A 13,331-nucleotide genomic window follows, 5' to 3' on the forward strand; every position below is an offset into this window, starting at 1 on the left:
AGAGCAAATGACTGTTAATCATTGGGTCGCTGGTTCGAGCCCAGCAGGCGGAGCCAAACATGGAAAGGCCGCATCCTCGGATGCGGCCTTTTTTATTGCCTAGAGATTAGCCTCTGCCATTCAGCCGGGCCGCGCCCTAGTTAGCGCCTCGATGCGAGGCGCTAACTGTTGCCCACTACCAGTGGTAGTTAGCCTGCAAGGCTATGCTGCGCGGCGATTCGAGAAAGGCGTAGTGCCCCTTGGCACCGAAGATGGTGAATGAAGTGGGGGTATCGCTGGCGTAGGTGATGATGGTTTCATCGGTGAGATTTTTCCCCACCAGGGCAACATCCCAGCTCTCATCCAGGGCGCCAATACCAATGCGGCCGTTCCACTTCACATAGCCGTCTTGGGCCACCGCGGGGTCGAGGTTCTGCGAGGGGTTGTAGTCGTCGGTAAAAATTGCATCCAGGCTGATGGCCATGCCCAGGCGATCGGTGATGGGCGCGCGCCACACCGCCAACACATTACCCGCCCAATCGGCGACATATTGGTTGGTTTTGCCACTGTAATCGCAGTTAATACCATCGGGCGAGTTCGGCGCTTGGCCAGCCAGACACTGGCCGTTCTCATAGTCTTTAAACTCGAAATCGAGGAAGGCCAAGGCCCCGGCCAACATCAGCGAGTCGGTGATCTGCCAGCGGCCATCGAGTTCCACACCCTGGGTAACGGCGCTGGCCGCATTGCCGACATTGAAGCCCAGCGTACCGTCGAAGATACTGACCTGGAGATTGTCGTAGCGGGTATTAAACACGGCAATATTGAACTCCGCCGCCCCTTCCAGCAGGGTCATTTTGGCGCCGAGTTCGATGCTTTCGGCCTCTTCTTCCTCGTACTCGAAGGTACCAATTAACACCGGGCGCGGAGTGTTATCGGCCGGCGCATTAGGATTGCGCGGCACCGGGTCAGCGCTGGGCGAGGCATTGGAGCGGGCATCATAACCACCGGATTTAAAGCCGCGGCTCCAGCTGAGGTAGGTCATGATGTCGGGATTGACGTCGAATTGCAGATTGATCGACGGCGACAACTGCGACTCGCTGCGCTTGCCTTTGAGGTCGTGGCGCTCGGCGGCGAAGCTGATAGCGGCAACGGTATCGGTTTCGCCAAAGGGGCGGTCGCTGTAGTCCAAGTTACCGAAGCGGAATTTCCGGCTGCCGGTCTTTTTCTCGTAGCTATAGCGCCCGCCGAGTGTCAGGCGCAGATCTTCCCGCATATTCCAGGTGGCCTGCAAAAACCCCGAGCCCAGCAATGAGTCACTGTTGAAATCACGCGGCGAGGTCAGATTGGCGATGGCATTACCGGCATCGCCAATACCGGCAATTTCCTCGGGTGAGGTCGCCAGCGGGTTGGGATCGCGGTCACCGCGCGCACCGCCCTCGGTCGCATCGGCGGCGTTGATCAGCTGCACGATCAAATCGGAGTCGACAATAATGCTGTCAAAGAAATGCAGCTCGTTTTTTTGGAAGTAGAGCCCGGCAATAAACTCCCAGTCGCGCCCCGCCGGCGACATCCAGCGAAATTCCTGGCTGATCTGTTCGTAGTCCTCCTGCAGCACCAGCTTAAAACCCTCTGCGGCGGTGAAATCACAGTCGCAGAGGTCGTCGTACTCGTAGGCCACATAGGCGGTAGTGGCGCTAAACACATGCTCGTCGCGCAGCCATTCGGCACTGAAGGTGAAGTTCAGCGTATCGTTGTAACTGTGGTCGCCATTAGACGAGCGCTTGAAGTCCTGGTAATTATTGCGCACCGAGTCGTGACTATCGATGTCCAGCACTCCGGGTACTTGGGTCTCATCGGCGATTTCAGCATAGGTGCGGCCGGCAAACAGTGGGTTGGTACTGGTGGAGGGCCGATCATTGATGATCTCCACCTGGCGACCCAGTACATCGAAGGTACCCAACTCGGCCTTAAACGCCAGCGTCAAATCATCGGCCGCATCCCAAACCAGTTTCAGCCGCAGTGTCTCTTCCTTATAGTTAGGTTCGTCGCGGCCCAGGGTCAGATTCTCGATAAAGCCACCAAATTCCCGTTTCCGGGCGGCAAAACGCACACCGACGTTATCGGAAACCGGCCCCGATAACACCAGGTCAAACACCTGCTCATCGAATTCGGGCTCATAGACCGCCGACACCGAGCCTTCAAACTCGTCGATGGGGCGGGCAGTAATAATGCTTATAGCCCCGGCGATGCTGTTTTTGCCGTAGAGGATATTCTGTGGCCCGCGCAATACTTCAACGCGGGCGAGATCGAGAAATGGCGCCCTCGCCAACTGGGCGCGGCCGTAGTAAACCCCGTCAACATACATACCCACCGACTGCTCAAAGCCCTGGTTAATCCCCGAGCCAATACCGCGGATATAGATAGCCGTACCGATGCCATTTTCCGACATGGTCAGATTAGGCACATAGGCCTGCAGGTCCTGGATTTTATTCAGTCCCGCCTCCATCAACTTTTCGCCGGACATGGCATTGACGGAAACCGGTACATCCTGAAGACTTTGTTCGCGCAGCTGCGCGGTGACGATCACCTCTTCGAGGGTAGCCCCATACCCCGGTGACGGCGCCGACAATAGGGCAAGGCAACACGCACTGCTGAGCAATGCCAGTTTACGACGTTCAAACATAGAGACTCCGCGTGGCAATTTTATTTTTATGTGTTTTAGCCGCCCCGAGTATAACCGGGCTGGCGATACGGGCAACGCTGTTTTGACAATCTCAAGCCTGTCATTTCGCCCAATAGGCGGTATCCGAGGGCGAGTGATAAAACACCAAAGGCCGGTATGCATCACCTTTGTTGGCGTCTTTCCACGCCACATCGCCGCCCTCTTACTCGCTGAAACTTAATAATATATTTAATATTTTTCAAAAGGTTAGGAGAAAATCGCCAACACAGACTTTCATCGCTTTCACATTCGCTGGGCTAAAACCGCCGCGCTGACTAAGGTGTGTTCATAACAACACCAACCAAGATCGAGGAGTGCTAATGTTGCGCAATTTGATAGTCGGCCTAGCCCTGGCGACTTGCACATTACCCAGCTTAGCGAACCCACGCAGCCTCAGTGGCAGCGCACTCTATCAATCGATAGAACACTACGCCGCCTTAGGCGACCACCGCACCGCCACTGCGGCGGATCGACAGACCAGCCAGTGGCTGGCCGACAAGCTCCGTCAGGCGGGTTTTGCCGTAGACAGCCAGGACTTTACTGTCGAGCAATTCTTCCCGGAACAACAGCAGCTGACAATTGCCGGGCGCAACATCGAAGTCTTTCCCCACTGGTTCCCGCAAGCCACTGACGCGCCCATCAACGCCGCGCTGCTGCCGTTCGACAGCCCAGTACTGGAAGGCCATATCGCCTACCTGGCCCCCGCAGAGGCCTCACCTTGGTACCGTTTGCGCCCCGCGGAATTAGCCAAGCAGGCCGCCAAAAAAGGGGCGCTGGCGCTGATTATCGCCGCCCCTCACCCCTCTTCAGAGATTTACGCCAGCAATGCAGAGCAACAGCAGCCGCTGGCCATCCCCACCGTTGCCGTGGCCGCCAAGAACCACCCCGTCTTGGCCGCAGCCCTGCAACAGCAACAAAGCGTCGAATTGACCAGTAACGGCCGCTACCAAGCGGCAACAGCCCAAAATATTCTCGGCCGCTTCCCGGCAAGCCCCATAGACGGCGCCCCATGGGTCGTCATTTCCACCCCCAGTAGCGGCTGGTTTCAATGCGCCGGCGAGCGCGGCGGCGGCGTCGCGCTGTGGCTGGGCCTAGCCGAACACATCGCCGAGCAAACAACCCCCTACAACTGGCTATTTGTCGCCAACAGCGGCCACGAACTGGGGATGATGGGCGCCCAGCTCAGCCTGACGAAAATGCCTCCCCCTGAAGAGGTCGCACTGTGGTTACACCTCGGCGCATCTATTGGCGCACGCGACTGGCAAGACGAAGGTGGACAACTGATCCCCCTTGAACGCATTCACAGTTACAATCGCCTTTACGCGGCTCCCGCGGCCCTCGCCGCCGCCAGCACCGCCTTCCAGGCAGTGCCCGACATCGAAATTCTCCCCAGTAAGGCACTGAATCGCAGCCATTCGGAGCTGGGCGCGATCATTGAACACGGCTACCCGGCAATGGGGCTGGTCGGCAGTCACCATTTCTTCCACACCCCGGGCGACACCCCCGTGGTCACCTCAGCAGCTCTGCTGGCCCCCTACGGGAAGGCCCTGCTTCGCCTGAGCGATGCCCTGCACAAGGCCCACGCAGCGGGGACAAAATAATGCCGTGCAACTCGGCCGCAACACGTCACAACGCTTTGAGCAAGACCTTGCCGCGTACGCCAGCGGTAATGTCTCATCATTTTTACTGGTTATCCTCCAGGCTTGGCCCGCACCCACGCAGTGCTCTGCACTGCGGAGGGCCTTTTTTATTCTTCTCCCAATGACGTAGGCATTCCACCTTGGTCGCGCAACCACACGCAACGCCAAACAAAATGCTGATATAGAGGTAAAACTATGGACAGTAACAACTACTTTGTCACCGGGGGCACCGGTTTTGTCGGCCGGTTTTTGATCGAGCGCCTGCTCGCCCGCGGCGGCCGGATTTATGTGCTGACACGCGCAGCCTCTATCGCGAAAATCGACAAACTGCGGAATCTGCTGAACGCCAGTAGTGAGCAGCTCGTTGCCGTTGTTGGTGACCTGAGCGACGCGCGCCTCGGACTTTCGGACGCCGACATCGACAAGCTGCGAGGCTCCATCGCCCATTTCTTTCACGTTGCGGCAATTTACGATTTAACCGCCAGTGAAGAAGAGCAGCAGCTTGCCAATGTTAACGGCACCCGCAATGCCATTGACTGCGCACAGGCTTTACAAGCCGGCTGCTTTCAGCATGTCAGTTCAACAGCGGTGTCAGGCATGTACTCGGGCACCTTTCGCGAGGACATGTTTGAAGAAGCAGAAAACCTGAACAACGCCTATTTCAGAACCAAACACGCCTCCGAGGCGATTGTCCGCAAGGAGTGCCAAGTGCCGTGGCGGATCTACCGCCCCAGCGGCATCCTCGGTCATTCCGCTAGCGGCGAAATCGACAAGATAGACGGCCCCTATTACAGCTTCCCGATGATAAAAAAACTGCGCGGCCTACCGTCGTGGCTCCGATTACCGGGAGTGAACGCCGGCAGCCTAAACCTAGTTCCGGTGGACTACGTGGTGGACGCGATGGATCACATCGCTCACCAGCCCGACTTAGACGGCGGCTGCTTCCAGCTGACGAACACCCGCCAATACTCGGCGACTGAAATGACCAATATTTTTGCCAAAGTAGCAGGGGCTACACCGCTAAGTGAGCGCATTCAACTCAACCCCGACAAGCCCCCTCTGCGAGAGCTGCTGACCATTAAGCTCCTCCAGCGCCTGGGCAGCCGGCTGGTTGAAAACGCCGGGCTGCCGATAGAAGCGATAAAAATGATGCAGTGGGATACCCAATACGACTCCACTGAAACCCAGCGGGCCTTGGCCGACAGTGCTATAACACTGCCAGACCTAGAAGACTACGCCAACGTTTTGTGGGACTTTTGGGAACAGCATCTCGACCCTGAACGCAGCGCTGTTTAATCCAATTCTTTTTCGAGGGGCAGACCATGAGAAACCTTGCTAAATACTTATTCCTCGCCGTTATTTTCACGGCGCTAGGCTTGTTATTAGGCCGCAGCGACGCGGGCAAACAGGCTGCCGACTCGCTGCGCAGCAGCGCCAAAAATATAAAAACAGCAGCGCTGGAAACCGCCGTCACTGCCGCCGACCTCGACACCCGAGCGCTGGTGCTGCTGGAAAATCCCGCACTGATGGCCCGCCTCTCTGAAGGCGGCAGTTTTGGCGGTCAGTACTCGCGCCTGGCCGCGCAGAACATGTTCGCCCACGACCACCCTGAAGCCGCTGCCGACGTCAGTGACAAAACCTCGGTGGTGCCCGCTGGCCCGCGCAGTTGGCTGATCCGCATGCCCATCGTTAACGCGGCGTTATTCGAAACCGATGCCGGCCTGGTACTGGTAGACACCGGCATGGGGCCCGCCGGGCCAGCCTTGGTCGACGCCATTAAAAGCGTCAGCGACAAAGCCCTGCACACCATTATTTATACCCACGGCCACGTCGACCACGCCTACGGCACCTGGGCACTGCTGGAAGCCGGCTGGACCCCTGAAATTATTGCCCATGAAAAACTGCTGGCGCGCTTCAACCGCTATATTCGCCTGCGTGGCAGCATCGGCCCCTATATGTCTCAGCCCACGGAGCAGTTGCCCGCCAGTGAAAACGATCTGGTATGGCCAACCCGCACCTTCAGCGGCGACACTCTGGAGCTGGAGATTGGTGGTGAACGCATCGTACTGCGCCACTTCCCCGGCGAAACCGATGACCAGTTGTTTGTCTGGCTGCCCGAGCGGCGCATGATTGCCTCGGCTGATTACTACCAAGGCTTTTTGCCCAATGCCGGCAATGGCAAACGCGTACAGCGCTATGTTGAAGAATGGGCCGCCGCCCTGCGTGAGATGGTCGCCCTAAACCCCGCTGTGGTGCTGCCCGCCCACGGAGAGCTGCTCAGCGACCCAGCCGTTATTCAGGAAAACTTAGGCGCCCACGCCGAGGCTCTGCAGTACTTGGTGGATTACACCATTACCGAGCTGAACAAGGGCACGCGCAAAGACCATATCTACCACAACGCCAAGCTGCCAGAACACCTAGCTAGCCATCCGACCCTGAATGTCCAATATGTGACCCCTCAAGACATCGTTAAAATGGTACTCAAGCAATACACTGGCTGGTGGGATGACATTCCCTCTAACTGGTCGCCGGCCACCAGCGCAGAAGTTGGGCAGGCCATTGCGGACTTTGGCGGCGGCATTGAGGCAATGTTGAACTATACGCAGCAACTGCTGACAAGCGGTGAGTTGAAGCTGGCCTGCCATTTTGCTGACTGGCTGTTTGATTCAGCGCCAAATAGTGCCGCTGTTCAGCAATTGGTCATCGATGCCTACACGGCGCGCATGCTCGATCCGGCCAGCAATACCCAGGAAATGCTGACCTATCTCGACCGTATGGCCGCGGCCAGACAGCGGCTGATGTCCCGCACAGCAAAATAGCCGGCAGCAAACCATTCAGCATTTAACGAGGGCGGCAACAGCCGCCCTATTTCATTCTGCTAATAAGGATCAATTATGCAGCAGCTATCAGCCATGGACGCCGCCTTTGTACTCGGCGAATCCCATTCACTACCGATGCACTTTGCCTCTGTGGCAATTTACGACCAATCCACAACGCCGAACGGTCATGTGCGCTTTAAAGATATTCTCAATCTCTTTCAAGACGCCATGCACGAGGTTCCGCTGTTCACTCGCCGCTTGGTGGAAGTGCCGCTGTCACTGGACCAACCGTATTGGATAGAAGATCCCAATTTCGATATTGAGTTTCATGTGCGTCATATTTCACTGCCCAAACCCGGTGACTGGCGCCAGTTTCATATTCAGCTGGCGCGTCTGCACTCACGCGCCATGGATCGCAGTCGCCCACTGTGGGAGGTGACTGTTATCGAAGGCCTGGATAAGCTCGAGGGCATTCCGGCGGGCAGTTTTGCCGTGATGACCAAGATTCACCACGCCGCGATGGATGGCGTTGCCGCCGCGAAATTATTTACAACGATTCACGACTTCGACGCCGAGACAAAACGTGAATTCAGCAACAGCGGCCAAGCCTTCGTTACGGAAAATAAGCCGTCTAAACTCGACCTGCTACTGCGCAGCTCTCTCAACACCGTCCGCCGAACAGGTAAAATGGTCAACGGGGTAAAGTCCGCGGCAAAGGGCATTGCCGCCGTCAATAAAGCGGTCAAAGCCGGCGAGCTGGAGGCACCCAAAAGCACGCCAAAAACCCGCTTTAACGATGTACCGTCGCCCTACCGGGTGATTACCTCGCTGCAGCTATCCCTGTCAGAGACACAGGCTGCACGCAAGAAAATCGGCGTGACGCTCAATGAGTTTATGCTCGCGGTATTCAGCGGCGCCATGCGTCAGTACCTCGAAGCCAAAGGCGAGCTGCCCGAGGACAGCCTGGTAGCACAGGCGCCGGTTAACCTGCGCGTAAGCGACAGCGACGGGACCGACGGCAACCAAATCACCACCATCAACATCCCCCTTTGCTCGGAAATTGCCGACGCCAAAGAACGGCTGTTAGCCATCCAGAAAGCCTCAAAAAATGCCAAGCAATACGCTCAGACCATCGGCCCCAATCTGCTGCCGGAGCTTAGCCAAATCATGCCGCCGTGGATCACCAAGTCGGTGCTTAAAGTGCGCCACGGTGAAAGTACTCCGCGATTAAAAGCATTACTGCCCAGTGCGCCAACCAGCATTATTACCAACGTACCCGGCTCCCCCATCCCCTATTACTTGCTCGGCGCCAAAGCGGTAGGTGGATTGGCCCTGGGGCCGATCATGCCGGGCACGGGACTCTTCCAAAGCGTGGTCAGTCACGAAGACATGCTGATGGTCACTGCCGTGAGCTGCCGAGAAATTATGCCCGACCCCGAGTTTTACCAGCAGTGTCTGAGCGACAGCTACAAGGAAACACTGGCCGCCTGCACCGCCGAATAAACACCTCGCGCTGTAGAAATAAGGCTGGCACCGGGTGACAACCGCGCCAGCCTTTCTGCAAGCCACAGCCCCACTAGCAGTCAGCGCAGTCATTCGCGCCTAAAAAAATAGCCCTTTAAATTTAATCCTCCCCCCCTAGCCAGCGGCAAAGCGCTACACTGCATGGAGAAATTCTGTAGAGCGCGAGCAATGAAATACTTACTACTGACGGCGGCACTGCTGCTGCCTGGCACGACATTAGCGGAAGCTGATTTCAGCCGCGGCCACCGCGAAATGCAGCGCTATTTTGAAAATTCGCCCGAATTCGCTACGCACAAGGCCATATGGATTCGCTACAACCGCCTGTTGCTCAGCGCCGACACTGGTCGTGTAAAGGCCAAGAGACTGGCAAAAATAGCCTGCAAACGCTTATTGGAAAATGGCTTTGTGCGCATTGACGTCGCCGTGGCGGTGAGCGACCACCGTCAATTACTCAACGGCAATCAGTTTAGCGGCGAGGCCGAGCGCTACTGCGAGCGCTGAGCCCCGCTTAGAACGGCCAAACCTGGGGAACGATAATGACCGTCGCAGCCCCCACTAAAAAGGTTAGCGGCACCCCCATCTTCAAGAAATCCGAAAAACGGTAGTTACCGGGGCCATAAACCATCAGGTTGGTCTGATAGCCAATCGGTGTCGCAAAGCTCGCCGACGCCGCCATCATCAGCGTTACCGCAAAAGGCAGCACACTGACCTCCAATTGCTGGCTGGCGGCCAAGGAAACCGGAAAGACAATCACGGCCGCCGCGAGATTCGAGATGACTGCTGAGAACAGCGCCGTCACCACGAAAATTGCGGCCAGCGTCGCCAGCGGAGAACCCGCCGCCAGCCCGACAATACCCTGGGCCATAACATCGGCAGCGCCGGTTTTTTCCAGCGCACTGCCTAGGGCAATGGACGCCGCAATCACCAGTAATACCTGCCAGTCGACACTGCGACGCGCCTCACTGGCGCGGATACAATTGCTTAATACCATCAGCCCAGCGGCCAGAAACGCCGCCTTGAGCATCGACAGCCAGCCAAATGCCACGCTTAACACCATCGCCAACATAATCAACGAGGCGCGCAGGCGATGCTCGTGGCGCACCGGGCGCGAATTCTCAATGGCGCTCACCAACAAGAAATCTTTGGAATAGCGCTGATTGCTGACGAAATCCTCATGCGCCTCCAGCAACAGAGTATCGCCGGCTTCCAGTTCAATATCGCCGAGCTTACCCTTGAGCTGCTCACCATTGCGCGACACCGCAATAACCACCGCCCCATAGTGATTGCGAAACCGCATATCCCGCACCCGCCGCCCCAATTGCGGAAAGTTGTGGGAAATCACCACCTCGACCAAGCAGCGATTGACATTGCCGGCCTCCAGCTTAAACACTTGTTTTTCCGCCAGCTTGAGGCCGTGAATATTTTTCAGATCCACCACCGAGCGCACATCGCCGGCAAACACCAGCTGATCACTGCCGCGCAGCTTTTCGTGGGGCGACACAGCGGTCATAATCTGCTCATTGCGCACAATCTCTACCAGGAACATACCCGGCAGCTGCCGCAAGCCAGCCTCTTCAATACTCTGCCCTACCACTGGACTGCCCGGTTCCACCAACATTTCGACAATATACTGGCGGGTATCGCCGAAACGCTCTTCGCGGCCACCGCGATTGGGCAGTAGATAACGGGAAAACAACAACACAAAGAGCATGACCAGCAGTACACAGGGCACCCCGACCCACGCCAGGTCAAACATCCCCAAACCCTGTTCCGGCGCATAGTTAAGCAACATGCCATTGACCACAAGGTTGGTACTGGTGCCCACCAGAGTACAAGTACCGCCCACAATGGCGGCGTAGCTCAGCGGAATCATCAACTGCGACACCGACAGCTGATTGCGCTTGGCCCAATCGCGCACCGCCGGAATCAGCATCGCCACCACAGGCGTGTTATTGAGAATGCTGCTGAACACCGCCACTGGGGTCATCAGGCGCAGCTGCGCTGCCATCGCGGATTTCGGCCTTCCCAATACATTGTTAGAGATCCAGCTCACTACACCGGTTTCCGACAGTGATTGGGCAACAATAAACAACACCCCCACCGTCACCATGCCCTCGTTGGACATACCCGACAGCGCCTCCTCTGGGCTGAGGATGCCCAGCAGCAGCAGCACCGTCACGCCACCGCAGAGCACCATATCCGCGGGCTTGCGACTGAAGGCCAGGGCGATGAGACAAGCGCCGATCACAGCCAGGGTCACCCAGGCCTCGATAGTCAACATAGTCAGCCTGCCAATGCGCGATAAAAAGCGTCGAATTGCTCGCAGAAATGATCGAGGCTATCCCCGGCTAAATCGTTAATACCCGCGGCGGCGGCGCGGCCACCACCGGTGGGGAACTGCCGGCAAAATTCATCGGCACCACATTTGTTATTCAGTGGTGCGCGGATGCTGACCAAATAGTTGCCATTCGCCTTTTCAGTCAGTACCGCATGGGCGCGATCCACGTAGGCATTGGCCAAATCATTGCTGTACACGCCGCTGACCCGCCGCGCCCAGCGCTCATTGGGCAACACATAGACCGCTGTCGCGCTGCTGCGATGCACCGGTGGCAACTTGGCCGCCGCACGCATATCGTTGTGATAGCCCGACTCCAGCTGTTCGAAGGTTTCAGCCCCCTCATCCATAAACGCCAGGGGACTGCTGTAGGGCAATAACTTTGCAAACAGCTCGACGGGGGAAAAATGCAGATCGTCTAAGCTGGCGCCGTAGCCGTTGTAGTTGAGATAGATGCCCAGGCTTTCCAGCCGGCCTAGCTCTGCCGCGTTGAGGTCGCACTGCTTGGCCAGCGCCTGCGCGCTGACGCGCAAATTATCGCCAAAGGCACCGACGACCCCCCACTCGGCATAGGCACCTTGCAAATGGCCATTCACCAACAAGCTGGTACAGACATCCGCAGCAGTGTTGATACGCGTACTGAGTTTAGGGTGGTCGGGGATCTCGCCGGCAAAGTGATGATCGACATAAAATACCTCGGCGCCCGCCGCCAGCACTTTTTGCAGGCCCTCTCGATTTTTGTCCAGCGAAACATCCAACACCGTAATACAATCGCCAGCGCTGGCATCTACACGATCCAATAGCGCAATATCGCGCTTCACACCACTGACTAACTGACTGCTTTGCGGGTCGGCCAAACGCAGTTGCAACAGCGCACACAGGCCGTCAGCGTCGCCATTAAATACATCTATTACTGCCATGTTTTTCCTGTCCTGTTGTGCTTTTGTTATGTACCCACGCCCGACCTAATGCGCTTCAAACACCCAGCTCGCGATTGATGTCGCGCAGCGCCTGCAAGGGCTGCTCGGCGCGACTAATCGGCCTGCCGATAACCAAATAGTTACTGCCCAGTGCCATCGCCTCCGCGGGGGTAGCAATTCGCTGCTGGTCATCACGGGTGCTATTAGCCGGGCGAATTCCCGGCGTCACCAGCACGAAGTTTTCACCGCGCTCCGCGCGCAACATTGGCGCTTCCTGGGCAGAGCAAACCACGCCATCCATACCGCTGTCTTCAGCCAGTTGGGCGAGGTGGCTGACCTGCTCGGCAGCAGTGCGGCCAATCCCCTGCTCCGCCAGATCGCTGTCTTGCATGGAGGTCAGCACCGTGACGGCTATCAACAGCGGCGCCTTGTCACCAAAAGGCTGCAAGGCCTCACGCGCCGCACGCATCATTTTCGAGCCGCCACTGGCGTGCACATTTACCATCCACACGCCGCGCTCGGCAGCGGCGCGCACGGCAGCGGCCACCGTGTTGGGGATATCGTGAAACTTCAAATCAAGAAACACTTCAAACCCGCGCTGATGCAGCTCGTCGAGAACCTGCGGGCCAAACAAGGTGAACAATTCCTTGCCAACCTTTAGACGACACTGGGCTGGGTCTAATTGATCGACGAGAGCGTGGAGCTGGTCTTGGGTTGCAACGTCTAGCGCAACCAGTACTGGTGAAGTCACAGTCATGGGAATATTCTAATCGCCTTGGATACCACGGATGGGCGCAATGGTACCCCACTGTTCGCAACTGGGACACAGCCAGTGCAACTTGCGGCCAGAAAAACCGCAATGTCGACAACAGTAGCTTGGCTGCTCAGCGCAGAGGGCTTGCAGACTTTGCACCAACGGCCGCGCGTGCACATCGGCATACAGCTGGCGGCTTAAGGCGGCCAACATCAGCTTAAGCGTAGCGCGTTTATTCAGTACTTCCCGCAGATAACCGCATGCCAGCTCGTGGTCATCCATTTGCTCCGCCACCTCGATATGCACCGCCGAACTATCGGTGGCGGACGCCAGCGGCCGCAGCGCAGCAAGATAGGAGGCCGCCTCAGGCAAACGCATAAAGGCTTCGCGAAACAACGGCAGCACTTCCGGCACGAACGCCGGCTGACTCTCGGCAATGCGATGTAACAGATTGAGGCTGTACTCGGGCTGGTCGCGCAGCGACAAACTCGCCAACATCAGCACAACCCTGACGTTGTTGCCATCGCTCTGCCTGGCTTTTTGCAAGCAGCGCCTCGCTGCGGCTTCATTAGCCTCGGCCAAATGCTGCTCGGCCATCTCACAGTAGTAGTGACTCAGCGCGCAGCTAATCGCCCCGC

Annotated in this window: 9 protein-coding genes and 1 pseudogene; 5 read left to right on the forward strand and 5 right to left on the reverse strand. The window is 57.4% G+C overall.

Annotation, left to right across the window (positions count from 1 at the left end; genetic code table 11):
• Positions 1-175: 175 nt before the first annotated feature.
• Positions 176-2,662, reverse strand: a complete 2,487-nt coding sequence (locus ABYM29_RS12050; RefSeq protein WP_372865017.1) for a TonB-dependent receptor — start codon at positions 2,660-2,662, stop codon at positions 176-178.
• Between the two features lie 359 nt (positions 2,663-3,021).
• Between ABYM29_RS12050 and ABYM29_RS12055 the strand changes: the two genes are divergently transcribed.
• The 5 genes from ABYM29_RS12055 (at position 3,022) to ABYM29_RS12075 (ending at position 9,185) form a co-directional block, all read left to right on the forward strand.
• Complete coding sequence (locus tag ABYM29_RS12055; RefSeq protein WP_372865018.1) at positions 3,022-4,302, forward strand: hypothetical protein; 1,281 nt, start codon at positions 3,022-3,024, stop codon at positions 4,300-4,302.
• A gap of 234 nt (positions 4,303-4,536) precedes the next feature.
• Positions 4,537-5,637, forward strand: coding sequence for an SDR family oxidoreductase (locus tag ABYM29_RS12060; protein WP_372865019.1), 1,101 nt, complete (start codon positions 4,537-4,539; stop codon positions 5,635-5,637).
• A 26-nt stretch (positions 5,638-5,663) separates the two neighbouring features.
• The gene (locus ABYM29_RS12065) at positions 5,664-7,160 is read left to right on the forward strand and encodes an MBL fold metallo-hydrolase (protein WP_372865020.1); all 1,497 of its coding nucleotides are present in this window, start codon (positions 5,664-5,666) and stop codon (positions 7,158-7,160) included.
• 75 nt (positions 7,161-7,235) lie between these two features.
• Positions 7,236-8,663 (forward strand): wax ester/triacylglycerol synthase family O-acyltransferase, encoded by a 1,428-nt coding sequence (locus ABYM29_RS12070; RefSeq protein ID WP_372865021.1) that lies wholly within the window; start codon positions 7,236-7,238, stop codon positions 8,661-8,663.
• Between the two features lie 189 nt (positions 8,664-8,852).
• Positions 8,853-9,185, forward strand: coding sequence for a hypothetical protein (locus ABYM29_RS12075; protein WP_372865022.1), 333 nt, complete (start codon positions 8,853-8,855; stop codon positions 9,183-9,185).
• Between the two features lie 7 nt (positions 9,186-9,192).
• Here the strand turns inward: ABYM29_RS12075 and ABYM29_RS12080 are convergent, their stop codons facing one another.
• From ABYM29_RS12080 to ABYM29_RS12095, 4 genes and pseudogenes are all read right to left on the reverse strand, one after another.
• Positions 9,193-10,965: an SLC13 family permease gene (locus tag ABYM29_RS12080; protein ID WP_372865023.1), complete on the reverse strand. Its 1,773-nt coding sequence runs from the start codon at positions 10,963-10,965 to the stop codon at positions 9,193-9,195.
• A 2-nt stretch (positions 10,966-10,967) separates the two neighbouring features.
• On the reverse strand, positions 10,968-11,939 hold the full coding sequence (locus ABYM29_RS12085) for a DHH family phosphoesterase (RefSeq protein ID WP_372865024.1): 972 nt from the start codon (positions 11,937-11,939) through the stop codon (positions 10,968-10,970).
• 55 nt (positions 11,940-11,994) lie between these two features.
• The gene (pyrF, locus tag ABYM29_RS12090; protein ID WP_372865025.1) at positions 11,995-12,696 is read right to left on the reverse strand and encodes an orotidine-5'-phosphate decarboxylase; all 702 of its coding nucleotides are present in this window, start codon (positions 12,694-12,696) and stop codon (positions 11,995-11,997) included.
• Positions 12,697-12,705: 9 nt separating this feature from the next.
• Positions 12,706-13,331 (reverse strand): annotated as a pseudogene (locus tag ABYM29_RS12095) (hypothetical protein); the annotation flags it as partial.

The organism is Spongiibacter sp., assembly GCF_041602295.1.
GTDB lineage: Bacteria > Pseudomonadota > Gammaproteobacteria > Pseudomonadales > Spongiibacteraceae > Spongiibacter.